The sequence below is a fragment of the [Clostridium] scindens genome (assembly GCF_019597925.1).
Taxonomy (GTDB): Bacteria; Bacillota; Clostridia; order Lachnospirales; family Lachnospiraceae; genus Clostridium_AP.
This window is the reverse complement of sequence record NZ_CP080442.1, coordinates 630401-657193: the sequence shown is the minus strand read 5'-3', so window position 1 is coordinate 657193 and position 26793 is coordinate 630401. Positions and strand designations below refer to the sequence as shown.

Annotated in this window: 24 protein-coding genes; 1 reads left to right on the top strand and 23 read right to left on the bottom strand. The window is 49.2% G+C overall.

Translation table 11 applies throughout. The annotated features are described in order from the left end of the window. Positions 1 to 36: 36 nt before the first annotated feature. The 14 genes from K0036_RS02950 to K0036_RS02890 form a co-directional block, all read right to left on the bottom strand. On the bottom strand, positions 37 to 1203 hold the full coding sequence (locus K0036_RS02950; RefSeq protein ID WP_220430714.1) for an ROK family protein: 1167 nt from the start codon (positions 1201 to 1203) through the stop codon (positions 37 to 39). Between the two features lie 32 nt (positions 1204 to 1235). Then, positions 1236 to 2531: an aspartate aminotransferase family protein gene (locus K0036_RS02945; protein WP_220430713.1), complete on the bottom strand. Its 1296-nt coding sequence runs from the start codon at positions 2529 to 2531 to the stop codon at positions 1236 to 1238. A gap of 29 nt (positions 2532 to 2560) precedes the next feature. Further along, positions 2561 to 3295 (bottom strand): glucosamine-6-phosphate deaminase, encoded by a 735-nt coding sequence (nagB, locus tag K0036_RS02940; protein ID WP_025645386.1) that lies wholly within the window; start codon positions 3293 to 3295, stop codon positions 2561 to 2563. Between the two features lie 30 nt (positions 3296 to 3325). After that, complete coding sequence (locus K0036_RS02935; protein ID WP_220430712.1) at positions 3326 to 4363, bottom strand: iron-containing alcohol dehydrogenase; 1038 nt, start codon at positions 4361 to 4363, stop codon at positions 3326 to 3328. 97 nt (positions 4364 to 4460) lie between these two features. Next, positions 4461 to 5954, bottom strand: coding sequence for an MFS transporter (locus tag K0036_RS02930; protein ID WP_220430711.1), 1494 nt, complete (start codon positions 5952 to 5954; stop codon positions 4461 to 4463). Positions 5955 to 5967: 13 nt separating this feature from the next. Further along, positions 5968 to 7005 (bottom strand): iron-containing alcohol dehydrogenase, encoded by a 1038-nt coding sequence (locus K0036_RS02925; RefSeq protein WP_220430710.1) that lies wholly within the window; start codon positions 7003 to 7005, stop codon positions 5968 to 5970. A 195-nt stretch (positions 7006 to 7200) separates the two neighbouring features. After that, a complete protein-coding gene (locus K0036_RS02920) occupies positions 7201 to 8538 on the bottom strand; it encodes an MATE family efflux transporter (RefSeq protein WP_220430709.1) in 1338 nt (445 codons plus the stop codon). Positions 8539 to 8616: 78 nt separating this feature from the next. After that, positions 8617 to 9192, bottom strand: a complete 576-nt coding sequence (locus K0036_RS02915; RefSeq protein ID WP_173693562.1) for a TetR/AcrR family transcriptional regulator — start codon at positions 9190 to 9192, stop codon at positions 8617 to 8619. 68 nt (positions 9193 to 9260) lie between these two features. Beyond that, positions 9261 to 11036: an SIR2 family protein gene (locus K0036_RS02910; RefSeq protein WP_025645393.1), complete on the bottom strand. Its 1776-nt coding sequence runs from the start codon at positions 11034 to 11036 to the stop codon at positions 9261 to 9263. Between the two features lie 119 nt (positions 11037 to 11155). Next, a complete protein-coding gene (locus K0036_RS18965) occupies positions 11156 to 11851 on the bottom strand; it encodes a hypothetical protein (RefSeq protein ID WP_259283376.1) in 696 nt (231 codons plus the stop codon). After that, positions 11835 to 12398: an MFS transporter gene (locus K0036_RS18960; protein WP_259283375.1), complete on the bottom strand. Its 564-nt coding sequence runs from the start codon at positions 12396 to 12398 to the stop codon at positions 11835 to 11837. Before K0036_RS18960 ends, K0036_RS18965 begins: the two co-directional genes overlap by 17 nt. Further along, entirely contained in the window at positions 12399 to 13106 is a 708-nt protein-coding gene (locus tag K0036_RS02900; protein WP_220430708.1) for an ABC transporter permease, read from the bottom strand. Next, positions 13106 to 13810: an ABC transporter ATP-binding protein gene (locus K0036_RS02895; protein WP_220430707.1), complete on the bottom strand. Its 705-nt coding sequence runs from the start codon at positions 13808 to 13810 to the stop codon at positions 13106 to 13108. The genes K0036_RS02900 and K0036_RS02895 overlap by 1 nt, the downstream gene beginning before the upstream one ends. A gap of 80 nt (positions 13811 to 13890) precedes the next feature. Beyond that, positions 13891 to 14547, bottom strand: a complete 657-nt coding sequence (locus K0036_RS02890; protein ID WP_173693558.1) for a TetR/AcrR family transcriptional regulator — start codon at positions 14545 to 14547, stop codon at positions 13891 to 13893. 161 nt (positions 14548 to 14708) lie between these two features. On the opposite strand from K0036_RS02890, the gene K0036_RS02885 reads away from it, so the two are divergent. Continuing rightward, positions 14709 to 15527 (top strand): NisI/SpaI family lantibiotic immunity lipoprotein, encoded by an 819-nt coding sequence (locus K0036_RS02885; protein WP_180213990.1) that lies wholly within the window; start codon positions 14709 to 14711, stop codon positions 15525 to 15527. Here the strand turns inward: K0036_RS02885 and K0036_RS02880 are convergent. From K0036_RS02880 to K0036_RS02840, 9 genes are all read right to left on the bottom strand, one after another. Then, on the bottom strand, positions 15511 to 15891 hold the full coding sequence (locus K0036_RS02880; RefSeq protein ID WP_220430706.1) for a hypothetical protein: 381 nt from the start codon (positions 15889 to 15891) through the stop codon (positions 15511 to 15513). The two genes, K0036_RS02885 and K0036_RS02880, sit on opposite strands and share 17 nt — an antisense overlap. Further along, entirely contained in the window at positions 15885 to 16457 is a 573-nt protein-coding gene (locus K0036_RS02875) for a UbiX family flavin prenyltransferase (RefSeq protein ID WP_220430705.1), read from the bottom strand. Before K0036_RS02875 ends, K0036_RS02880 begins: the two co-directional genes overlap by 7 nt. Positions 16458 to 16484: 27 nt before the next feature. Continuing rightward, positions 16485 to 17963: a UbiD family decarboxylase gene (locus K0036_RS02870; protein ID WP_220430704.1), complete on the bottom strand. Its 1479-nt coding sequence runs from the start codon at positions 17961 to 17963 to the stop codon at positions 16485 to 16487. A 132-nt stretch (positions 17964 to 18095) separates the two neighbouring features. Beyond that, a complete protein-coding gene (locus K0036_RS02865; RefSeq protein WP_220430703.1) occupies positions 18096 to 19649 on the bottom strand; it encodes an acyl CoA:acetate/3-ketoacid CoA transferase in 1554 nt (517 codons plus the stop codon). Positions 19650 to 19726: 77 nt separating this feature from the next. Beyond that, entirely contained in the window at positions 19727 to 20641 is a 915-nt protein-coding gene (locus K0036_RS02860; RefSeq protein ID WP_025645410.1) for a LysR family transcriptional regulator, read from the bottom strand. Positions 20642 to 20803: 162 nt separating this feature from the next. Next, the gene (locus K0036_RS02855) at positions 20804 to 21565 is read right to left on the bottom strand and encodes an SDR family NAD(P)-dependent oxidoreductase (RefSeq protein ID WP_220430702.1); all 762 of its coding nucleotides are present in this window, start codon (positions 21563 to 21565) and stop codon (positions 20804 to 20806) included. A gap of 37 nt (positions 21566 to 21602) precedes the next feature. Beyond that, entirely contained in the window at positions 21603 to 23543 is a 1941-nt protein-coding gene (locus tag K0036_RS02850) for an FAD-dependent oxidoreductase (RefSeq protein WP_220430701.1), read from the bottom strand. 16 nt (positions 23544 to 23559) lie between these two features. Further along, entirely contained in the window at positions 23560 to 24813 is a 1254-nt protein-coding gene (locus tag K0036_RS02845; RefSeq protein WP_025645414.1) for an MFS transporter, read from the bottom strand. A gap of 19 nt (positions 24814 to 24832) precedes the next feature. After that, positions 24833 to 26776: an NAD(P)/FAD-dependent oxidoreductase gene (locus tag K0036_RS02840; RefSeq protein ID WP_220430700.1), complete on the bottom strand. Its 1944-nt coding sequence runs from the start codon at positions 26774 to 26776 to the stop codon at positions 24833 to 24835. Positions 26777 to 26793: the final 17 nt, after the last annotated feature.

The window sequence follows — 26793 nt, the reverse complement described above, 5'->3', positions numbered from 1 at the left end:
ATTACTCCATTCCTACTTTCCGATGCAATCAGCCTGCTATATGGAGTCGGCTATCCCCTCGATCCATGCATTTCTGGCCATATAGAAGCAGCCGCGCATCATATGGTATTCATCATATTTTGCGGTCCTTGCCTCCACATGTATGGGAATCGCGTCATTCTTCATACTTTCCATAAACTGTTCAAAATGTTCTGTAATCACTTGGCTGTAATCACTTTTGCAACTGTCAATTACGATCCTGGTAGGATTGTATACCCATAGAAGATTGTATAGAACACGGCATATTGTATTTAGCACTGGGTCAAATATTTCTCCTGCCCTTTTATCTCCTGCCTGATACTGTATCAGCAGTTCGTCAAAACTGCCTTCCATTCCCGCTTCCTTCATCTTCTGCTTTACCGCGGAGATGGATACGAATTCTTCCAGCGTTGCATATGCCGCCTCTCTTCCATCCATAGATACGAGCATTTTTCCTACTTCTCCTGCCATATTCCTGGCGCCGGCAACCGCCTCATCCTTATGAATGAAAAAGCCGCCTACGCCATAGCCGCAATAGAAATAAAACTGGCTCTCCATCTTGGGATTCAGACTATCATACTCTGATCTTGCCGCTGCAAATACATCATGAAGTATCAATATATTATTAATTTCAAATTTCTCTTCAAACAATGATCTGATATGCAGTTCTTTAAACTCCGGTATCAAATCATAATTCACCAGGTCCACGCTGGCATCGTATGCACTTGGCACAAATACTGCCACGCCGACGGTCAGCGATGGTATGGTTTTTAGTTCTGCCTGGATGGCCGCTATTGCCGCGGCCAGTTCTTCCCGATAAGGCCTATCTTGATGCAGCAGCATACTCTGCTCTTTCAGAAGATTCTCATAGATATCATATATCAGGAAGCTGATCTCGTCTTTCGAGGTGAGATTCACGCACACGATATTCCCGTAGTTCTCTGCAATCTCAAGCACCTTGGGGTTTCTCCCCACATCCGAGTTACAGGAATCTTTTTCCACCAGGATTTTGGCCTCGATCAGGTCATCTACCACATGCTTTACCGTCATAAGGCTGATATTATTCTCTTTAGAAAGGACGCTTCTCGTAGTCTCCCGTTTTCTAAGGATAGATTGGAGAATATTTTCCATATTGACATTTCTGATATTCTTTACCGTCAAAACCTGTTTCTTTTCTCTCGTCATAGCGTTATGAATCTCCCTCTGAATTTATTAGATTATTGTATACAAGCCGAAAGAGATTTGTCAATAATTTCAACTGCTTCATCCACATTTTCCCTGGATGTGATCAAGGCAGGATGCATGACAACGACAACGTTCTCCAGGTTCTTCCGGCTCTCCAGTTCTGTAATCAGGCCGTTTCTGAGCATAGTCTCATAGAACTCCTGGCCCAGCACATATTTGTCCGCCTTCTCGCTTCCTTCTATCTCAATCCCTTGAAGAAGTCCGCGTCCTCGTACATCCTTTATCACCTCATACTTGTCTTTTAAGCCCAGAAGCCTCTCATGCAGATACGCTCCCACTAGGCGGCTATTTTCTACAAGTCCCTCTCTCTCAATAATCTCTATATTCTTCAAAGCGCTGCGGCAGGTCATCGGATAGCAGGAATGCGTATGTCCGTGAAGGCTGATCTTGCTCATCGCCTCGCCGATCTCCTTGCGGCAGAGTACGGCCGAGCCAGGAACATAGCCGCTGGTAAGCCCTTTTCCCGTTACCAGGATATCCGGGGTCACGTCTTCATATTGACAGGCAAACATGGAACCTGTCTGTCCGATTCCGGTTACTACCTCATCAAAAATGAGAAGCGCGCCGTACTTATCGCACAATTCTCTTACACCTTTCCAGAATCCCTTCGGCGGCACGATAACGCCGCCAGCCGCAAAGATAGGCTCTGATATGACTGCCGCGATCTTATCTCCGCCCTCATGGAGCATGGTCTGCTCCAGATACTTCAGGCACTGGAGGCCGCAGCTGCCCGGCTCTTTGCCAAAATCACAATGGTAGCAGTAAGGCGGGGCTGAGTGGACAAATCCCCTTGGAAGCAGTTCCGATATTCCCGAGTTTTCCTGGATCATCTCCGACTTTCCGGTTGCCGCAGCCGCACCTGCCGTAGAGCCATGGAATCCTCTTCTAAAAGATATGATTCTTCCGCCTCCGCGGTAATATTTTGCCAGTTTTAGAGCAAACTCGTTTGCGTCAGATCCGGTACAGCCGAACATAACCTTGTCCAGGCCTTCCGGAGATATCTCGATCATCTTTTCCGCCAGGGCCGCTCTTTCTTCTGTCGCAAAACAGGAAGTCACTGACACTAGTTTCTCAAGCTGATCTTTTAAGGCTTCAATCATTTCTTCATTTCCATGTCCAAGGGTGCATGCGGAGAACTGGCCTGAGAAATCCAGGTACTTTTTTCCGTCTTCGTCGTACATATACATACCCTTGCCTTTGGTAAATACAATATCATCCGTTGTATAGCACTGTATCAAATATTTTTTATCTTTTTCCAATGTCGTCATGCTGACCTCTCCCTCCTGTTTCATCAAGATTATCTTGTCCCTGCTTTTGCCATAGCTGCCTCGTCGGCAATGATTGTTACATCCCGGTGAAGCCGCAGCACGGATGCTGGCACCCGTGGCGTGATAGGGCCGCACATCGTCTGGTACATAGCCTCTGCCTTATCTTCTCCGCTTGCGAGCAGCAGGATTTTCTTTGCATTCATGATGGTTCCGATTCCCATTGTGTAAGCCTGCCTCGGAACATCCTCGGCGCTTTCGAAGAATCTTTTGTTGGCTTCGATGGTGCTCTCTGCAAGATCTACGCAGTGGCATTCTCCCGGGAACGTCTCCGAAGGTTCATTAAATCCAATATGCCCATTTCTCCCGATCCCCAGAAGCTGGAGATCTACGCCGCCAAGTTTCCGGATCAACGCTTCGTAGTCTCTGCACACAGCATCGATATCCTCTTTTTCTCCATCGGGAATGTAGGTATTTTCTTCTTTGACATTGATATGATCGAATAGGTTCTCCCGCATAAAATGATAATAGCTTTGGTCGCTTTCCTTTGCTATCCCTTTATATTCATCCAGATTCACGGTACGAATGCCTGAAAAATCAAGGGTTCCTTCCTCAGACCATTTCCTTAGATATTCATAGGCGCCTACCGGGGTAGAGCCTGTAGCCAGGCCCAGAACGCTGTCTGGGTCCATGGCTGCCTGTACGGCAATAATGGACGCCGCCTTTTTACTCATCTCATGATAATCTTTTACTATGTATACTTTCATCTGCGCACCTCTGGTCGTTTTCGCATATTATTATTGATCCCACTCGCCGTACTTGGCGATCACCTTGTCCCTGATCATCTGGCAGAACTCCTCCGTCACCTCGAAGTCGTTGACCACCGTATACCAGTATCCGTTGCTCTCCAGGAACTCCTTCTCGTACTTGATCGCCGCGAACACGTCGTCCCACGTGATCCCCATTCCCTCCGGGCGGATCTCCACTCCCGCGCGGTGGATGAGGTCCAGGATCCCGTCCGGGTCGTTCCCGCCCATCGCGGAGCCCACGAAGATCCCCAGGCATACCGGCTGGCCGTGGATGAACTTCTTCTTCGTCATGTATTCCAGCGTGTAGAACAGGAAGTGGTCGCTTCCCTCGATCGGCCTCGGGTTCCAGCCATTGTTGTGGAACGCCCCGCCGCCCCATCTCAGCCCCTCCGTCAGGGTGCGGATCCCCTTCTCGTTCAGCTCGTAGATGTCATCCAGGCCGTTCACCACGGAGTCGAACACCTCCTTGACCTCCGCCACCATCTCCTCGTCATAGGGCCACTTCTCCTCGCATTTCCCCTGGTCCGCCGCATACTTCCAGTCGAACATGGAGTTGTTGTAGCAGAGCACGTCGCACACGCCGCTGCGGTTCAGGTCCTTCGGGCCGTTCTGGATGATGTCGTAGTCCACATAGACCGCTACCGGCTCCACGTAGCCTACGTACCTTACCACGCTGTCGAAGCGTACCCCCGCCCGGTGCCCGAACACCGCGTTGGTGGCGATGGAGGTCGGCACCTGGTAAAGCGGCATATGGGTCTTCCACGCCGCCATCTTGGCATAGTCCACCGCCTGGCCTCCGCCAAGGCCGATGACCGCCTCGAACTTCGGAAGCCTCTCCACCTCCGCCATGATCTCGTCGTACTCCAGCGTCTTCACGAAATGCACGATGCAGTCATCATCGAACTCGTCCTTGAACCGGTCCCATAAGTCCTCCATTGTCACCACCAGGTATGGCCTCTGCACGATGTTCTTAAGCTCTCCCACCAGGTTGCGTCCATAGATCGTCGTAAATAATTTCTTTGCCATAATTCTATCTCCCTTTCATAATCTGCATTTTATTTCCTAAATATAATTTATAAACACCATTTAATATTATGTTATAATGAATCCATTTATTTGTCAATTACATTTCCATAGATTCCTCAACTATTTTTGTCTCGCACTTCTGTCTTCTGGCCCGCACTTCTTTCATGCACTCATCCAGCCGCCTATCGCTGAGCCCGTAGAACATCTGCATCACAAAATGGATGCCTGTCACAATGGCAGGAATGATAAACGCCAGGATCAAGAGCCAGTTCAGCGTGGACACCGACTGGGCCTGATTGGCTACATAGCCGGAACCATCCAAAAGGATGCCCATAATCTGCGCTCCAAGCGCTGCGCCAATCGTGATGCAGAACCCGTTGATCGCGGATATAATGCCTGCCTGACCCTTGCCATTCTTCCACTCCCCATAATCCACGGTCGCCGGTATCATGACATTGGAGAATGAATAATACGCGCCGCTGAATATTCCATTGACAATGAATAGCATGAACAGCACTCCAAACTGCATGGAATCCGCTGCCGCCCCGGGACCGTATATCCTGCAGAGGATATAGAGGAGAACGCTGGTGCCCGCCCCTGCCATCATGCAGAACTGGTAGGCCCTCCCTGTATCCCGGAACATTCTAATCAATGGCTTCATGAAGAACACGCCCGCCATTAACGCCACAGTAAATGCAAACATGGCTACCGAATAAAAGCCCTTCAGCCCCAAATAATATGTAAATACATAGATAACCATTCCATTTTTGATTGCCTGCATGATCTGCTTCAGTACTTCTCCGATCTGAAGTATGATTGCGGGCCGGTTCCTGCCAAAACTCTTAAGCTGCGCAAATACCTTCTCATGATCCACCTGTCTTAAATGCTCCCTGCAGGATCCGTCGCGGTTTAACTCATATTTTCTGGTCATAATAACATTCAATATCTGAAAAAACATCACCGTGAGGCCTATAGCGACTGCCGCCCAGAAATACCCTTGCGCCGGATTGCCGCTATTTCCTCCGAACAGATTGACCAGAGGAAGAAACAGGGAAGCCGCGACTACCTGGGCCAGATTGGTGCATACGCTTTTGATGACAGCGATCGTTTCCCTTTCTCTGGGATTTCTGGTCATGTTGCAGAACTGGGCAATCTGAGGCATGAATGAGAATGTGGCCCCTATTGCTCCAAAACAGCCATAACAGATAGCCGCCCATGCGATCTTAAGTCCAGTACTCTCCGTCGGAAGCGCGGTAAATACGCCAACGAACAAAAGGAACAGCGGTATAATTCCAAAGATCGCCCAGGAACGGTAGCGCCCCCATCGGTAACAGACATTATCCAGCATATAGCCCACCCACAAGTCTGTAAAGCAGTCCGCAAAACGGGCCACCAGCATGATGGTTCCTGCCACCGTCGCGCTCAATCCGACCACATCCGTGTAAAAATACACCAGATAGTATCCGAAAATCACCCAGGATACCTGAAAACTATAGGCACCATACATGCTGTGGATAATCTTGTCTGCCCAGGGCACTTTCGCCGTCGTGGAAGTAAAGTCTATGTCATACGCATCTTGTTTGCCTCTCAAACCATCCCCTCCTTTACTTATCCCACTCGCCGTATTTGGCGATCACCTTTTCCTTGATCATCTGGCAGAATTCCTCCGTCACCTCGAAGTCGTTGACCACCGTATACCAGTATCCGTTGCTCTCCAGGAACTCCTTCTCGTACTTGATCGCCGCGAACACGTCGTCCCACGTGATCCCCATTCCCTCCGGGCGGATCTCCACTCCCGCGCGGTGGATGAGGTCCAGGATCCCGTCCGGGTCGTTCCCGCCCATCGCGGAGCCCACGAAGATCCCCAGGCATACCGGCTGGCCGTGGATGAACTTCTTCTTCGTCATGTATTCCAGCGTGTAGAACAGGAAGTGGTCGCTTCCCTCGATCGGCCTCGGGTTCCAGCCATTGTTGTGGAACGCCCCGCCGCCCCATCTCAGGCCCTCCGTCAGGGTGAGGATTCCCTTCTCGTTCAGCTCGTAGATGTCATCCAGGCCATTCACCACGGAGTCGAACACCTCCTTGACCTCCGCCACCATCTCCTCGTCATAGGGCCACTTCGCCTCGCATTTCCCCTGGTCCGCCGCATACTTCCAGTCGAACATAGAGTTGTTGTAGCAGAGCACGTCGCACACGCCGCTGCGGTTCAGGTCCTTCGGGCCGTTCTGGATGATGTCGTAGTCCACATAGACCGCTACCGGCTCCACGTAGCCCACGTATCTTACCACGCTGTCGAAGCGCACCCCTGCGCGATGCCCGAACACTGCATTGGTGGCGATGGAGGTCGGCACCTGGTAAAGCGGCATATGGGTCTTCCACGCCGCCATCTTGGCATAGTCCACCGCCTGGCCTCCGCCAAGGCCGATGACCGCCTCGAACTTCGGAAGCCTCTCCACCTCCGCCATGATCTCGTCGTACTCCAGCGTCTTCACGAAATGCACGATGCAGTCATCATCGAACTCGTCCTTGAACCGGTCCCATAAGTCCTCCATTGTCACCACCAGGTATGGCCTCTGCACGATGTTCTTAAGCTCTCCCACCAGGTTGCGTCCATAGATCGTCGTAAATAATTTCTTTGCCATATTGTCTTCTCCTTTTTCTTTTCTGATTTTAAATATTATTTCTAAATAGTGTTTATAAATATTATTTAATATTATAATACGCATATATCCATGGTTTGTCAATTCTAACAATTTTACAAATAAATCCTGATATTTTTGTTCAACATAGCCAAAAAGGAGTAGGACACTATCTTCCCACCCCTTTTCTAGTCTCGTTCAATCAATAATGGCACTCGCCTCTGCTTCTTTGCGTATTTCTGTGTATCCTGCATAAAAAGCAGCTATGCTTGCAACGATATGGCTGATCAGCACTGCCGTCCAGATTCCATCAAGCCCCCATCCTGCATGATTGAGGATCCAAGCCAGCGGCATTCTGACAAGAATATAGTAAAATACCATGAGCATCATACTTTTAAAAGGTCTTCCCAGTCCATTTAACGCCCCTAGGAAACAGTTCGTTACCGTATTCAGCACATAGCCTGCGCCGACAATCAGGAAATATCCCGCAACGATTCCCGCGACATCTTCGCTTCTTAAAAATAGTCCCGACAGCGGACGCGCAAATCCCACTACTCCGACAGACAAAAGTAGTAGCAGAATTCCCCCCATCTTCAGGGCATATATGAGATACTCCTTTTCCCGGTCGCTTCTTTTTGCTCCGGCGCATTGCCCGATGATATTCGTCAGCACCATATTGATTGCCATCGCCGGATAGAACAGGATAATCTCCAGTTTTCCCGTTATCCCGTAGGCCGCTATCGCACAAAGGCCCATGCTGCTTACCAGCGATGTCAGAAACGCTGTGCTGATGGCCGGGATGCTCTGCTGGATTACGGAAGGGACTGCCTTGGCAATAATCTCCCCGATCAATCCCTTACGAAATTCCTGGATATGGAGCCGTATTACTTTTTTCCTATACATATAGATCACCATGAACGCCAGGCAGATCGTCTGGGACAGTAACGTGGCGATGGCTGTTCCCCGAAATCCCATTCGCCGAATGAACAAAGGATCCAGGATGGCATTTAACATGGTACAGACTAGCATTGCAGCCATCTGGAAGACCGCATTGCCGAAACTTCTGAGCACCGCTGTAAGATAGCAGTACAGATATACCGCCATATATCCCAAAAGATAGATAGACAGATATTCTTTTGCCAGCTGCCAGGTCTCTTTTGGCGTATTCAGTACATGAAGGACCATCGGCAGAGACAGTTCCAGCAGGATCGTCACCAATAGGGCAAACGCCACTGCAACGATAAGCGAAGTCGCAATAATCCCGTCCGCCTTTTTACGGTCCTTCGCCCCGATTGCCTGCGATACCAGGATTGCAACACCATTGGTGGCTCCCATGGCAATCGAATTTAAGATCAAAATAACCGGTGTCGAACTGGTCAGTGCCGCATAGGCCCTCTCCCCCAGCAGATTCCCGATCCACAAACTGTCAACCACGTTATATGCCATATTCAGAAACATAGCCGCCATGACCGGCAGGAACATCATCCAGAAGCATCTGCCTGTGCTCTCATTTACAAAATCCATTTTTGTTTCCATAATTCTCTTTCCTTCCATTGAATGAATATCATTCATTATTGTTGTTTAAAGAATCCCTGCCCCTAACGGCAGGGAAAACTACTTTGCTATATCCAGCATGCCAAGCAAAAATGTCTTAATCCTTCGGACCCGTTCTTCTCCGTCGACCGTACGGTCCAGCAGAATACCCAGCTGGCCATATACGCAGAAAGAAGCGGCTGTCCGGGTATCGCAAGGCCCTATCTCGCCTCTTTCAACCGCCCGCTCCAGCATTTGTGCTACAATAGGCATCATCTTCTCGCAGATCTTCATGGACAGCTGCTGGTGCGTCTTTATGCCTCCGGCTTCATGGCAAAATTTATAATAGAAATTATCATCCGTCTCTACATCCAGGAAGGTCGGCATCTCTGCGATCATCTGCTTAAGGGAACGCCCAGAATCCAGCATTCCCCGTGACAATTGAGCTACCTGCATATCCGCGTACTGTTCCAGTGCAGTGTCAAAGATACTTTCTTTTGACGCAAAATATCGGTAGCAAAGTCCCTGGGCCACACCCATCTCCCTCGCTATATCTGTAATCGACGTCCTTTCATATCCCTTTTCATAGAATAGCCTCATGGCCGTATCTATAATCTCCTGTCTGCGCTCCGCCGGTTCCTTTGTGATTCGTGGCATTGCCTATCGCCTCCTTTGATCTTGCAGACAGTATAGCAGAAAGGATTCCGGCTGTCAATGAATAATATTCATTCAATTATTCTTTCAAGTATTTCAGGAATCTCGCTATAATCATCTATCCATATAATATTAAGTCCTAATTCTTGATAATAACCCACTTGGATATTATTATCTATCCTTTGATATATTTCAAGGAGTTCCCGATCAGACTTGCTAACGAGATTATTATTTTTAATCTCGTTTCTTTTTAAAATTGCAAAATGTCTGGGCATCTCTTCCTTTCTTGTTGCCACGTCCAACAGTCTTCTAAGATTAGGATCCGTTAATGAACATCCAATAAATAAGCAAGTATTTTCACGTAAGGCATTCAATTGAATTAGATTAGACCATGAATATGCATCCCGATACACTCTATGGTAATCTTCCTCGGAAAATATCAGTTCCGGCTCTCCTTTTAGTTTTTTCATATTATTAGGCAAATAGCCATGTACATGATATATATTCAATTTATCCACTACCTGTCTGTCTTCTTCACAGGATATATCATTATATCTAATGTCCCTTTCGTCAAATTTTCTCTCTAGCAGGTCATCAAAATTATAAGTAATAATATTTTTCACACCACAGTATGACCTTTGCGGAGTACAGATCTTGGCTATAGCACTTAACAATTTTGTATCAATATTAGTCTTACTTTCATAGAGCACAGAATGTACTAGCTTATAATATTCATCATTCGAAAATGCTGACTTTATGTATCGCATTTGTAATAAAGGAGAATCCATTTCGTTACTAAAGGCTAGCCCCTTCATTATTTCTTGTTCTTTTGCATTTAATGTCCAATCCTTGTTCAATCTATTTATCATATGGATATGTAACCGCTTTATCAATGTATCCCATAATGGTATGCCTCCATCAATAGAAATTCCCGCTCCGAGAAAAAGGACCATGTCTCCGCTTTTAAAAGCAGTTGAAACTCTTTTGATATAGTTTTCCTTTTCTTTATCTCGTTCTTCCCTGGAAACATCTAACGATACGATTTCTTCTATGAAAGTCTTCTGGGGATTGATTAGATAGCCTGCATATGATGCTTCTGGATCTATTCGTTCTTCTAAATCTTCCTTATCCCAAAAAAATATCATATCCCTGTATTTATTTCTAAACTCTTCCGGAATAATAAGATTTGTTATAAGCAATAATCTCTGTTCTTTTAAGCCTGCTCTAAGTTCTTCACAATACTCTTGCAATATTGATAAACTATGACGTTTCCCCTCTGCTTCAAATTTAATCGCACAATTCAAGTGACCACTATAATCATCTATGCCATCTGGCAAGTACAAATCAAATGGGGATTCATTGGCTATTGCATTGATTGATATCCTCTTTCCTTCTGATAATGTTATATCCTTAAGCAAGGATATACTCAGATTTTCAAACGCCTTTGCAGATTCGAATTCTAAACTTCTTTCTCCCTTATTGACCTGCTCTTTCTCGTTTTGAAGTTTTCTTACAATTTCAGAAGGATCAATATTTTCAATATCTCCATCAAAATTTTCTGTAACGGACCAAAATCCTCTCTTTTTATTCTCGATCAAGCCATAACTCTTCAAATACGTTCTGGCCCAGGCCATCCGATAAGCTACTTCGCTTCTGGTTGTAGAACCTTTATGCATAATCTTCAAAATATCTTCCGGCAGATTCATTAACTCGCTTGCCTTCCTATCGATTTCCGCAACGGTTCCTTTCCCACCTAACTCCACTAATGCTGCAAGGATTGGCTTCATCATTTGCTCATATCCTGGTATCCCATCATTATACTCATTAACATCAAAGAAAAAAAACATCCTTTATCTCTCCTCGCAACCTTCCGAATCTACTCTAACTTCAATATTCTCAGTATAATCAATTCAAGATGAATGTACAATATATTTTAACTAAGTTTCCTGCTCTATCTAAAAACGCATCATAACGCCTTCGTCGCCTTCCGGCTTCCTAGCGCGATAAGCACCGAGCAAATAGTAGCAGCGCCAAAAATGATATATACGTTCTTCGCCATCTCATCAAACAGGACTCCATACAGAACCTGCCCCACCGGCTGGGCACATGTAGACACCGCGATAATCCAGGCGATGACCTTGCCAACCATATGATGTGGCACGGTCATCTGGATATAAGACATAATCTGTATGGTATAGATGGCGGAAAGAGACATAATGACAAGCCCCGCAGCTGCAAGCACCCCATATGCCAGATACGCCGGACACTCTATCATAAGCACGACCCCCATGGGGATTAAAAGCATTCCTGAAGCAAGGAGAAGCTTCCAGCTTCCGTTGACTTTTAACTTTCGTCCAAAGACGCCTGCGCCAATCCCTCCAACCAGGCCGCCGATTGCAAGAATCGCCTCCATGTATCCATATAGCCTGGATGCCTCAGACTTGGAAAAGTCAAGGATATTCATCACGATAACCGGCAGGCCGATGATCATCAGCGCAGACATGACCAGGTTCACGCCCGCGCAGCAAAGCGTCAGTTTTGCAAGTTCCGGCTTTTTCTGGCCGATATAGGCAATACTCTCGCACAGATCATCTTTCGTCTGACGCAGGATGGATTCTGTGCTTTGCTTCCTCTCATATGGAATCTTAATGAATATCTCCATCACCGCCGATAAGAAAAAAGCACCCCGCGGCAATGGACAGCACTGGATAGATTCCCCACAGGCTATACGCCGTGCCGCCAAGCGCAGGACCCAGCAGGCCGGATAAGGAAGATACCATATTGATAACAGCATTCGCTGGCATAATATGCTCCGACTCCACCAATACCGGAATACTTGCCTGGACGGAAGGCTGATATGCCCCGCTGATTCCATACAGCAAGAATAGCGTCACCAGCACCATTCCTGTAATGCTTACCTTCCCATACAGAAGCAAGAATAGAACGGTCAGCCCAGAAGTGAAAAAATCCAGAAATACCATTACATTCCGCTTATTCACTCGATCCGCTATGATTCCGCCGATCGGTGACATCACCGCCAGAGGAATAAATGCGCATCCGGACACCACGCCTAAGACGGCCGCTGATCCCGTTACGTTCAGCAGATGTATGGGCAGCGCGAACCGCATAACCGCATTTCCAAACAGTGAAATGATCTGGCCGATAACGACCAGGTAAAAATCCTTTGAATAGCCCTTTTTCTGATGCATTTACCTAACCTCCATATTCTTAATCCTGACTTCCATCTGATGAAATGCGACGCAGCCTGCCGCCAATACAAGAACCAGCGCTATCGCGATGCCAATTCTGGTAAACATATTTGCGGAAAACAGATTGGTCATCACTCCAGCGATAATCAGAGTCGCTATAACGACCGTCATAGCCGAGGATCTGAACATGCCGATTCCAAGGGCGATCAGGCCGATGCCGCTTGCAAGGACCGCCATCGCAAGACTATAGATGACAAGTTCCATCATCTCCGCCAATCCAAAAGAATGCGGCATAATATGAAATACATTCGATGTAAGCCCCGCTACCAAAAGCACCAGATAGTTTACGATAAACGCCGCTGCCATGATACTTATGCCTGACAGGCAGGCCTTTGCCCTGAACATCCTTTTTCTCTCTATGGGATAGGAGAACAAAAGAAGCGAGCGCTTGCCTCTGTATTCCTTAAAAACCGCATTCACATAGAGGACTGCCCCAAGCACCGCAAATCCAAATAACGTGATGCAGGATACCAGTATGATCAGGCTTCTCCACTCCCTGATGATCATGGCGTCGCCTCTGCCCATCTCTTCGTCCGGCATAAACAGAAAGAGCATAGCAATAAACAGGCTGAATGCCGCCAGCCCCATGATTCCCCGCAAAAAAGGCTTTTTATTGATCTTTTTCCATTCCTGCTCCCATATCTTCATTACGCTTCTCCCTTCATGATTCCCAGAACTTCCTGACTGAACGTCTCTAAACTCTGCTCTTTATATTCCTGCATGACAAACTCCCTTTTTATCCTGCCTTCCGACAGTACGCCAACTCTATCTGCAATTTGCAGCACATCGCTTAAGATGTGGCTGGAAATCAGAATTGCTACTCCTTTATCCGCCTTTTTTCTCAGCAGCACTCTCATATCTTCTACTGCCACAGGGTCCAGCCCGTTCAAAGGTTCATCCAGGATCAGGATATCCGGCTTGTGAAGCATGGCTCTTGCAATCGCCAGCCTCTGCCTCATTCCCATCGAATATTTCGCCACCGGCTTATCATAATTCTCTGACAGACCCACCGTGCAAAGCATGGCGGATATGTCTTCCTGACAGCCCATATAGGCCTGATGCAGCCTTAGATTCTCTCCTGCTGACAGGTGCTCATAGAACACCGGAACCTCGATCAGACTGCCGATCAGCCTCTGTATGTTCTCCTTGTTCTTCCAGGCCGATACTCCCTCTACATAGATTTCTCCCATAGAGGGCTGTAAAAATCCTGCTGCCATCTTCATCAAAGTGGTCTTTCCTGTCCCATTAACGCCGACTAGCGCATAGATCTCGCCTTTGTCAATTGTCAGGGAACAGTCATTTATTACCGATCTGTTTCCAAAGTTTTTTCCTGCCCTTTTTACTTTAATCACGACTTATCTCCTTTTAATACCAACCGTTGGTATGTATAATTTTAAAATTTTACTGCCCTGTAAAAACAGGACAGTTTTTCTTACTTTTGATTCTCCTGATACAATGCGGCATATGATTCTATCTGGTCAATCCATGAATCTTCAATAATATTAAGGCCAAGCGCCTCCAGCATATGCTGGTAGAATCTTACCTTTTTCACGATTTCTGACGAATCGCAAGGATAAACCATTGGATTGATCCATATTCCTCCCAGCAGCATCAATACCTCTGCCAGTTCCTTGGGGTACTCGGTCTTTATAGACCCATCTTCTATCCCTTCTTCAAGAATACGCCTCACCATCTCTGTCGACTCTGTCTGCACCATATCGCGCAGATAGATGACTAGCAACTGCGGATTCTTGATCATATCAATCGCTACCACGAGCACATCGTTCTGCGCCGGATTGAAGATGGATAATCTGAAGACTTCCTGTAACTTCTGAAAGCCATTCATATTTTTACTCTCGCAGACCTTCTTCGTATCTATGTCTACCTGTGCGTACATCTTCTCAAAAACCGCGTACACGATGTCTTCTTTGGATTTGAAATGGTGGTAGATGGCTCCTTTCGTGAGACCGCCCAGATTGTCAATGATATCCTGGATAGACGTATGGTCATATCCTTTCTCCATAAATAGTCTGGCGGCTGTATCAACGATTAATTTTTTTGTCTCTTCCGGATATTTATTTCTTGCCATGGCTCCCTCCTGTATGTGGATGGTAAGTTCATTATACATACCGACAGTATGTTTGTCAAATACATTTTTTATTTTCTATTTCCTTATAAAATCCTGAAAAATTCCTGGTAGAATCATTTTCAAAAGATAAAGTCGATCACGCAGAAAGGAATGAACTTATAATGAAAAAATTATCTTTAATACTATCTTTGATTTTACTGCTTCCCCTATGCCTCGCCGGATGCGGCATTCTAGAAAGCGGCATTCGCCATTACGCAAAAGATAAGGAAGAATGCCTTCTAAGCACGGACAATGTAACACAGTTCACCTATAAGGGAGAAGACTACACGCTCTTGGAAAACACATTGCCAGATGAAGATCTGGGCTCTTGGATCGGGTATATAAGAAAACTGGCTGTCATAGACTCGTCCGGAAAGATACTAAAGCAGCAAAGCATTACCAAAGAGCCTTTCCAGTCTCTTGCAAAGATGGCTGATTCCATCCCCAACGCCTCCCATGTCATACCATTTTTGAATGTCTATACCGTTAAAGATGGCCCAGGGCAGGAATTGATCGTGGAGGCAGACGGTGGCTATCATGAGGCGATTCCAAGCAGTATGGTCAAAGCAGAGGATAATATCTTCCACTATGACCGTGATACAGAATCATCCGATACAGATTTCTCTGTCAATCCCCAAGACTGCACGCAGCTGCTCTGCGGCAAGAGAATCTACCAGATAACGGATAAGATGGTTCCCATAGAAAATATAGGCGAGTATCTGAATATTATCGCAGATTCTTTTACCTTTGACTGCGATACGCATCAGATTATCTCCAGAAAAGACTTGCTTGTGCCAGACTGGTCCGGAAATGAACAAAGCTGCCAGAAACGGCAGCAATGGACACTGGATAGCGTATATGAAATATGTCAGACTGGCAGGTCGGACGCGGTAGCCGTAGAGGTAAATTCAGAATACCGGCTGGCTACTGCTCTTCCTTAGGCGTTCTCGTCTGCTTAAGCAGTCGGCCGAGCAGCCGGTCACAGGCCTCCCGGACTGCCTCTATCTGTCCGGGCGTAATATCATCCACATGGATGCCGCAGGAGCAGGCCACCGTACAGTACCGCTCCTTTGCCAAGGCTTCCGCGAACAGCCGTGCGATGGCCTCATCCTTATGTCCCACGCCAAACAGCACCGAGGATGTCACCCCGATGCCCTCTCCTGCAAGGCTAGGTCTTGCTATTGATAGCACCACGCTGCCTACGTGGGGAGTATCTCCCCCGTAGACGGCCAGCGTGTAATCTTTTCCCATGGGAATGACGTCACAGTATACCGAATATCCATCAAACAATTCTTCTCTTAACATTCTTCTCCTGCCCCCGTCCATGGCACGAATTTGTCATAGTCAATTCCAAACTGCAGCAGCACCTTCCCCACGATGTGGCAGATCTGGTCCTCCAGCGTCCTTGCTCCATTGTAAAATGTCAGTACCGGCGGAACGATCACGCAGCCTAAGTCTGACGCCTCTTTCATGTTCCTGATGTGCACCTTTCCGAACGGCATCTCTCTTGGAACCAGCACTACCTTCCGGCCCTCCTTCATACATACATCCGCTGCCCGGACGGTCAGATTATCTGCATAGCCTGTGGCTATCCCGGCCAGCGTCTTCATACTGCATGGCATGATAATCATGCCATCCGTAACAAAGGAGCCGCTGGATATGCACGCTGCCAGATTATGCTCGTCATGTACGCAGTCTGCCAGTTTCAGCAGTTCTTCCACAGGAATGTCGCTTTCCAGTTTCCAAGTCGTCTTCGCCCCCTGGCTCAGAATCAGATGCACCTCGCAATTCTCTATGCTTTTCAAAGCCTTCAGCAAGTAATAACTCATCTCCACGCCGCTGGCCCCGGATACTCCTACAATGATTCTCATGCCTTTTCTCTCCATAATGCTTGTGATCTAGTCCTTCTTAAATCCATACTCTTCCCAATTCTTCAATACCTGTTCCTGCAGTTCCTTCGGATAGCCTCTGAATGACGGTTCTACAGGCTGGCGTTCTTTTGGCCATTTGTGGAAAGGGGTCAGGCAGTTATAGATGACCCTTGTGGACACTGCCTCGCTTTTCTCCTCTGCGCTTAAGTATGCCACAAGCGGGAAGATGTACTGATCCGGTATGGCTACCCTTCGGTCCGGGTGATGGCGGGTTGCCAGAGCCCATACGACCTGATTGATATTGCTTGGGTCGATATCGTCATCCACAACGATCACTTTCGGAATATAGGAGCCTCCTTTTGACGCGAAGACTGCCTTGCCAATCTCGAGCGCCAGTTCTTCATCGTCTTCATTTTCCCTGCTGCGGTCTACGGAAACTACAAACCAGTGTGCTGCCGATTCCATAGGAATAAAGCATTCCTTGATCGGAAATCCCTTCTTATCCAGCACGTTCTGGATGCTGGCGGCAATGCTGATTCCCCAGTTTGTATGGTTTTCTTCGGTCGGCACGCCGGCCACGCATAGCGGCATGATCGGGTTGTCCCGGTAGGTCATGGCAGTCACGTCAAAACACGGAACCGGCTTATTCTTCCCGGACCAAACATATCCGCCGTATTCACCCATCGGCCCTTCCGGAACCATATGGTCAAGGGATGCAAATCCTTCTATGACAATCTCGCTGGATGCCGGTACCAGCAGGTCATTCGTCTCACACTTTACTACATCCACTGGCTCGCCATACCAGCCGCCGATCACCTCTCCTTCGCTGATACGGGAAGGAAGGGGGTAGCCCGCGATCATGGCGATGGCCGGATCTACGCCCAGACACAGCGCGAAAGGCATCTCCTTGCCGATCTTCTTCCACTCGGCATAGATCTTGCCAAAGTCCTGCGTCGGAATCACGACTCCCGCGATCGTCTGCGGGCCGTCAAGCATTGCCCTGGATATCGCCCAGTTTACCCAGGATCCGTCGGGCGTGCGGGCGATGAAGATGCCATAGGTATTGATGTAGCGGCCTCCGTCTCCGTAATGGATCAACGGAACCGGAAGCTTCGTCAAGTCAACATCCTTGCCGAACAGTTTATTTTCCTTGCATGCGCCCGTCTCAACTTCGCGTGGCGGGATGGGCGTAACATCCGCAAGTTCTGACCAGGCCTTTACGATTCCCGGCGCGGAAGTATCAATGGGAAGTCCAAGGGAGAGGGCCACTCGTTTGAATGGATGCTCCTTATCCGGGCTTAAGCCCACCGGCGCTCCCAATACTTCGAACCCCGGCGTGCAATCCTTGATATTCTTAAAGAGCGGCGCCGCGGATGGAAGGTCATAGGCATGCCTTGTGATGGCGCTCATCTCCAGATTCCAGTCCACCTCCTTCGTAACCGGAACGATCTCTCCACACGCTTCCAGTTTTTCTACATACTCGCGGAAACTTTTCATTAACTGCATATTCAATATCCTCCATAGATTTCTTAAACACTCTTGTTAAACAGTACCATAACTCCAGGAAAAATAACACTTTCTAAAATTTATCGAAGCATAAATTTTATTTTTGGTATCCTCTTTAATGCACTCTTCCTTTCAATCCAGTCTTATCCCCATCTTCTCTTCACGGAAAATGCGCTCATCCATCCGTTTTAGATCCGTTTTCACCGCACACGCAAACTCGATATGATCAAGCACGTCCTTCTGAAGATCAATACCGGGGGCAATCTCCGTCAGCATGATTCCTTCCTGCGTCATCTCAAATACGGCACGTTCGGTAATATACAGTATTTCCTGCTTTCGCTTTCTTGCCAGCCCGCTATTGAAGGTCATATGATGCACCTTCTTCACAAACTTATTGATCTGCCCTTCCCTTTGGATTATAAGCCTTCCATCCCTGGCCTCCACTTCCAGTCCTTTGGCTGTGAACGTGCCACAGAACACGACCTTTCTGGCCGTCTGGCTGATATTGATGAATCCTCCAGCGCCCGCGATTCTTAAGCCAAACTTGCTGACATTGATATTTCCAAGGCGGTCGCATTCCGCCATTCCCAAAAATGCTTCGTCCAGGCCGCCGCCGTCATAGAAATCAAACATGGATGCCTGGTCTATAATACACGTTGGCCCTGCCATTGCTCCAAAATCCATGCCTGACATGGCAATTCCCCCGACTGGCCCTCCCTCTATCGTAAAGGTCATCTCCTGTCCAATTCCTTCCTCCCAGGCCACTGCCCCTACAATCTCCGACATCCCGATCCCCAAGTTCACGGTAGTATCCTTAGCAAGTTCCAGGGCGCATCGCCTTCCGATCAGCCTGCGGACGCCTGCCGCAAGAGTATCCTGTTCTTCCCCGGACACAGCCGCTTTACCGGAAAATGCGGGTTCATACTGGGTGTGGAAGGTCTGCATATGATTCTTCTGATCCTTCACCGGAACCACGACGTCCACCAGCATGCCGGGAATCCGCACATAGCGGGGATCCAGCGTTCCGGTCTTCACTACCTTTTCTACCTGGACGAATACGGTTCCTCCGCAGTTTTTCACTGCCTCCGCGATAGCAAGCACTCCCAGGTCGCAGCATTCTTTTTCCATAGAAATATTGCCCCGCTCGTCCGCATAAGTTCCCCGGATAAATGCATAATCCAGACGAAGATGGTCGTATTTCAGATATTCTTCTCCGTCAATCTCCAGCAAATGAACGATTTCTTCTTCTGTAACGCTGTTCAGCCTGCCTCCGTCAACCCTTGGATCTACAAATGTCTGTAGCCCTATACGGGATATGGTCGGCCTTCCTGCTGCAATATCCCGGTACATCTGGGCTATCACTCCCTGGGGAATGTTGTAAGCCTCCATCCGCTCTTCCAGCGCCAGTTTCTGCAGCCTTCCTGCCAGATTCCAATGTCCGCCTACCGTTCTTTTAAGCAGCCCTTCCTCTCCGAGGTGATTCAATCCCCGCTCTTTTCCATCTCCCTGGCCTGCCGCATATAAAAGCGTCAGATTCCTGGGGCTTCCTGTTTCCGGATAGCGGTTTCTAAGTTCTATCAGAAGTTCCTCCGCAAGCGCGGCTCCTACAAATCCCTCGCAGCACAGCGTCTTTTGAGATTCTACCATCCTTACGGCTTCTTCTGCCGACATAATCTTTATACTCATTTCTCTTCCTCTATGTAGCCTCGCCGCAAAATTATAGATCCGCCAGTCCATTAGCCGAGTCCTTTTACAATTCTCCCTTACAAAAACCCTGACTTGCGGTCCATCTCCAATATCCTTGCGGCATTCTCCTTTATCTTGTCAACCATTGGTTTCAGATTCTTGCCGTTCTTCCGGCTGTACCACAGGTAAATATCCCTCTGCGTATATGTTCCGTTGACCTTGATGCTCTTTCTGCGGGAAAAATAATCCCGGCCTCTTTCCGTCCCTATCCCAAAGGAACTCATGAATACCGGCCACGGAAGTCTGTCCCGCTCCGCAAAATAGGTCATATTATCAAGCGCCACCTCTTCAACAAAATCACAGCGATTGTCCCGCTTGATCTCAGATATCCAGGACGCAAATCCCAGCGGATTGACATGCCCCAGCATAGACAGTCCCTGGATATCCTGTACATCCAGCTGGTCGAATCTGGCCAGCGGATCTTCTTTTCTTACGGATAGAATCAGCTGCTGATGATAAAGAAGTTCCTTCTCCTCATATTTGTGCGTCACACTGTTCATATATCTGTCGTCCGCTATAATCAGATCGGCTATGCCGGATGTCGATATCCTTGCCAGATCCTTGTTGGATACCAATATGCCGTTCAGCCTGCACCCTTCAATATTAAAACAGCCTTCCGTCAGCAGGTTTGCAGCAATGCCGCCGATACGGTACAGATTGATGGACTGGGTCTCATTCTTCGCTCGGAAATGCTCCTGCGCCCGGTCAATGGCATCGGTGACAATCCGCGCATAATGAAGCAGCACTTTGCCATCCTCGGTCAGGGAAAGATTCCTCCCTTCCCTTATAAACAGCGGCCGCCCAAGTTCGTCCTCCAGTTTGCCCAGCGCCGTGCTTAAGGCAGGCTGCGTTATAAAAAGCAATTCTGCCGCTTTGGTAATGTTTCCACACTCCGCAATCGTCTTAAATTGCCATAATTGGTTGCTATTCATGATATGCCTCCTGGTACAATAGTTAAACCCGATTTATCAAATTATATCATGGCCATTCACAAAAAGACAGCCTTGGATAGCAAAAAAAGCGGGCAATCCAAGGATCGCCCGCCCCGTAAGGGATTCAATATACAGATTCTTTTTGTTCGCGCCAGTGCGTGTCTATAGCACGCAGACCATGCCGCCATCCACATACAGCGTCTGGCCTGTGCAGTAGCTGGATGCGTCGGACGCAAAGTAGATCAGCGCACCATCCAGTTCCCCATCTTTTCCCCATCTTCCAAGTGGCACGCGGCCTTCCAGATACTTGGCAAAGTCTCCATCCAGAGAGTCGTGGGTCATCTCTGTGTCGAATACGCCTGGCCCGATGGCATTGACCGTCACATGATAGGGCGCCAGTTCAGAAGCCAGCGCTCGGGTGAAGTTCACCACGCCGCCTTTGGAGGCATAATAGGCAATCTGGGCAGCGCCGCCGGCGTAGCCGCCTACGGATGCCGTATTGATAATCTTTCCATAATTCTGCTTCTTCATCAGCTTGCATACTTCCCGGCTCATGATAAATTGCCCGCGAAGATTGATATTGACTACCTTATCCCAGTCTTCCGTTGAAAATTCGCTGAACTCATTTATGATATTGATGCCTGCATTGTTCACCAGGATATCAATTCGCCCAAAGGCCTTTTCCACCTCTGCCACACAGGCTTTTACACTGTCTTCATCGGACACGTCGCATGCTACGGCGATACAGGTTCCGCCCATGGCTTCAATCTCTGCCTTCAGTTCTTCCAGGCGTTCCTTCCGTCTTGCCGCAACTGCCACTGCCGCACCCTGGCTGGCCAGCGCTTTGGCATATTGGGTTCCGATGCCGGAAGACGCTCCGGCTACCAGCGCATATTTTCCTGTCAGGTCAAAATAATTTTTCATTATAACTTTCCTCCATTCTTGTTAGTCCTACCGTATCTTACAGGCTGGATGCCGCATAGAAGCCATCCCGCACTGCATCGCCGATTTTTCCCGGCTTATTGCTATCCCCAACAACTCTCGTCTTCGTATGGTATTTGGCCTTGATGGCATCCACCGTCGTAAGGTCCGGCTTCATGCCAAATGCAGTGATGACCGTGTCTGCTTTCAGCGTTTCCAAAGTTCCGTCTTTCTTCTCCAGCGTCAGGCCATCTGCCTGCACAGAGACTACCTTGGTATCTGTAAGCATCTCTACATGATTACGGTTTAATGCGTTAAACAAGGATATCTTATTGATAAACATGGCATCTTTCGCGCATTCCGGAAGCATCTCTATGATGGTTACCTTCTTGCCCATTTCTTCCGCGATCTCCAGCGCGCCATCGCACCCGGATGCTCCGCCGCCGCATACGGCGATATGATCTCCCTTGATCAGCTTTGGATCTCGATGCGCATCCAGGATGCTGATAACATTCTTTCCGTCAATTCCCGGAATCGGAGGGACTACCGGAACCGCGCCGCAGCCTATGATAATCCGGTCGCATGTCTCAAGCAGCGGGTCGTCTGCCGTGGCCGTCGTATTCAGGCGCACATTCACGCCCAGTTTCTGAAGCTGCACCAGATACCATTTGGTCAGTTCTTTGATATTCTTCTTAAACTTCGCTGTACAGATCTCGCCCATGACTCCCCCAAGCTTCTCCGAGCGTTCCAGCAAGGTTACCTTATGTCCAATAAGTGCTGCCACCCGGGCCGCCTCCATACCGCCGGGGCCTCCGCCGATCACTACGACCTCCTTGGGAGAATCTGTCTTCTCCAGACGGAAACGCTCTTCTTCCATGGCCTGCACATTGATGGAGCAGCCTAATTTCGTATGACGGTTCCAGATCCGGCCGATACAATTTTCATTACAGCGCAGGCAAGGTCTTACATCTTCCCTGCGGCCTTCCATCAACTTGTTAGGTAATTCCGGATCCGCAATCAGCGCGCGCCCCATCATCACCAGATCCACATTGCCGCTCTCAAGAAGTTCCAGCGCCGTATCCGGGTTATGCGTTCCGGCGTTAAGAAGCGGCACTTTCACTGCCTTCCTGGCTTCTTCTGTCACGTAGGACATGCAGGATTCTCCCAGATAGGATGGCGGGAAGATATAATCCAGCGTCTCATAACAGCCTGCGTCAATGTCGAACGCGTCTACCCCTTCTTCCTCCAGAAGCTTCAGCAACGGAATACTGTCCGCAAGCGTGCGGCCGCCTTCAAACCGATGATCCAGGGAAATACGGAACAGAATCGGCATATCCGGCCCCACTGCGCCTCTGATGGCACGAATGATCTCTCTTGGAAACCGCGCGTAATTCTCCGGGCTTCCACCGTACTCATCCGTCCGCTTATTCCATACCGGAGACATGAACTGATCCACCAGATATCCGGCATGGGCGTGAATCTCCACCGCATCGTATCCCGCGTCCCTTGCCGCGCCCGCCGCAAAGGCGAATCCATCCATCACCTTCTGAATGTCCTCCTTGGTCATGGCCCGGCATGGTACATCGGGATTGAATGCAGAAGGAATGGCAGATGCCGACATGGGGGGATTGCCAAAAGTATCCGGAAATGCGTTGCGCCCGGTACCGCAGCTTAACTGGCATACGATCTTGGCACCATAACGGTGCACGCCGTCGCAGACGCTTGTAAGCGCAGGAAGCACGCTAAAGGAGTCCATGTATCCTTCCATAGAGCCTTGTGCGATCTCTTCATTCAAGGGCTGGCATCCCATAATGATCATTCCCACGCCGCCTTTGGCTCTTTCAATAAAGTAATCGATTTCCTGGGCATCCTTGCGCCCGTTGGTAAATGCCGAGTTGGTCCCCATAGGAGACATGACCAGGCGGTTCTTGACTTCCATTTTCCCTATCTTAAAAGGGGTAAATAACATTTCATATCCCATTTTATTTCCTCCAAATTTAGTTTTTCTCCTTAACAGGAGACATCTTAAGCGCCATAAGAAGCAATACCATTCCAATGGCCGTCGTCACTGCGAACACTTTCCATGCAAGGCCCATTCCGCCTTCTGTCGCAAGCAGAAGCGCCATAACCGGGGAGGCGATGGCCTGGCCGATGTATACTGCGATCATCAACGTGGCTGATATCTGGCCAAACTCTTTTGGCCCGAAGGCCGCCGTTCCTACGAAGGATGGTATGCTGGCACACACCGGATAAGCGGCTGCCGCAAAGATGACGGTCAGCACCATCAGGTACGTCGCCCCGCTGATGGGCCAGAGCACCATGCAGACGAAGGTGAGGATAAATGCCATACAGACATAGATGACAAATCCGCCCGTCCCCAGCTTGCTCGAGATGCTGCCGGCAACCAGAAGAAGCAATCCTGCCAGCAGAAGGTACACGGCATTCCAGTTAGCCGCATTGGTGGCTGTCATGCCATTCATCTGCCACCAGGTAGGCGCATAGGCCAGATATGCGGACCCGCCTACCGTAGAAAAAAGAAGCGCTAAGATCAGCACCTTGAAAGACCCTGACTTTACTGCCTCCTTGTAGGATACCCCTGGCAGTTCCTCTGTCTCGCCTGCTGCAGCCTTCTCCCAGCCCAGAGGCTTCTGTCCCATCTGTTCCGGACTCTTGATCAGGAGAAGCACCGCCAGCAATCCGATTACCAGGACCAGGCAGGAAAATATCCGATAGCAGTTCTTATAGTCCGTCACTTTGAAGAGCTGGCCCGCAAGGAATACCCATGCTGCCGCGCCAAGTCCTGCGCCGGAAAGCACCATTCCAGTCACCTGGGCCCGTTTCTCCACGAACCATTCTGCGATAACGGAAGAGCATACCGCATGGGTTCCAAAGGTAATGGCAAAGGATGCCAGCCCTCCCGCAATATACATGAATATCAGGCTCTGGGGATTTGCCCCCGGCGTGACAAACGTATAGAATATCATATGCGCCGCGCAGGCGATTACGGATATCAGCATAGTCTTTCTGGCGCCCAGCTTGCCCAGCGCCTTTAACGCCACTACGCTTAGTACAATATTGCAGATCGTATTGACTGTGGCAATCTGCCCGACCGCGCCTACGGAATGGCCGCTGTAATTTGCCAGCGTGGCGATAAAGGTTCCAAGGGTCGTACAGGCTCCCAGGTTGGCGAATATTACCAGAAAGGCCCCGACTGCTGCTTTATATCCGAAAAATTTCGTCTCTTTCGCCATATCAATGCCCTCCCTGGACTTACTGAAGCGCCATGGCCGCATAAAAGCCTTCGCGGATTGCGTTTCCGGCCTTTGCAACCTTCTGGCAATCGCCAATCAACGTCGTCTTAAGCGGATACTTGTCTGCAATCGTCTCTGCCAGTTCGCTGTTCGGCTTCTGGCCAAACGCCGTGATTACCGTCTCCGCAGGAAGGATCTGAGAACTGCCGTCCGCATTTTCTACTTTTACGCCTTCTTCCGTGATTCCTGTCACTTTGGTGCCGGTCAGGATATTGACCTTGTATTCATCCAGCATCCGGTCAATGCTGATCTTGTTGATGCTCATGACATCCCTGGCGCAGGCATCCATCATTTCCACAATGGTAACATCCTTTCCTTCCATAGCAAGTTCCAGCGCAGCGTCGCATCCGGAGAGGCCTCCGCCGCAGATCACCACCTTCTGTCCCTTCACGCCGCAGATATGCGCCTGGGTCACGTCCATGACCTTCTCATCTTCCATGCCGCTGATGGCTGGAACGAATGGAACCGAGCCTGTTGCCACGAAGATTTCATCCGCCACGGCAAGCGCCGGCGTATCTGGCGTTACCTTCGTATTCAGCCGAATGGATACGCCCAGTTTCTCTAACTGCACGCCGTACCAGGTAATGAGTTCCCGGATCCGCTTCTTAAACGGTGCCGTCGCAATCGCCCCAAAGGTTCCGCCAATCCGGTCGGAGGCTTCATAGACAGTCACGTCGCATCCACGCAATGCTGCCACCCTGGCCGCCTCAAGGCCGCCCGGGCCTGCGCCGATGACCGCCACCTTCCTGCCCGGCTTCGGAAGTTTTTCAATCTGTGTTGCGCCTTCCTGGCACACCTGGATATTGACCGTACAGGACAACTGGGTCAGCCTTCCGAAAATGCGTCCGATACATTCCTCGTTGCAGATAAGGCATGGGCGGATATCTTCCCGCCGTCCTTCTTTCAGCTTGTTCGGGAATTCCGGATCCGCGATCAGCTGGCGTCCGAAACTAATGATGTCCGCATTGCCGGACTCCAGCAGATCTACGGCCGTCTCCATAGAATGATTGCCGGCATTGATGATCGGAATGTTTACATGCTTCCTTGCCTCCTCGCAGACATAGGCCATGCACGCCTCCCCAGTATAGCGGGTCGGGAAGATATAATCCATCGTCTCGTAACAGCCAGAATCAATATCCAGGGCATCCACGCCTGCCTGTTCCAGCAGTTCGATAATCGGCATCGAATCTTTAAGGGTACGTCCGCCCTTGTACATATGGTCCAGGGATATGCGGAAGATGATCGGAAATCCCGGCCCTGTCACGCTGCGGATAGAATCTACGATCTCCGTGGCAAAGCGTACCCGGTTCTCCCAGGAGCCGCCATATTCATCCGTTCTGGAATTCCACTGCGGGGATATGAACTGATCGATCAGATACCCGGCATGCCCGTGTACTTCTACCGCGTCGAATCCGGCATTTACCGCAAACTGAGCCGCATTGGCAAAGTCCTTCATAATTTCCTTGATCTCCTCTGTCTCCAATGGGCGGCAGATCATCTCCGGGTTATAGAAGGATGGATTGGCGGAAGACGAGATCGGCACCCGCTCGCCGATGTCCGGCATTCCGTTTCTTCCTGTACCGCAGCTAAGCTGAAGGCAGGCCTTGGCGCCCCATCTATGTATCCGCTCCGTCATGACGGTAGCCTTCGGGATGGCTCTCGTAGAATGAAGGGCAAGGGTAGGCCCACCCTGAGCTGTCTTCTCGTTCAGGAACATGGCGCCCGTCATAATCAGGCCCACGCCTCCCTTGGCTCTCTCCTCATAATAGCGGATGCCTTCCTCGCTGTCCGTGCCGTCCTGCATAGGCGTAAATGTTCCCATGGCAGACAGCATGATTCTGTTTCTCAGCCGCATATTGTTGATTTTAATCGGCTGCCATAATTTTTTATAATCGTAACTCATAGCGTTCTCCTATATCC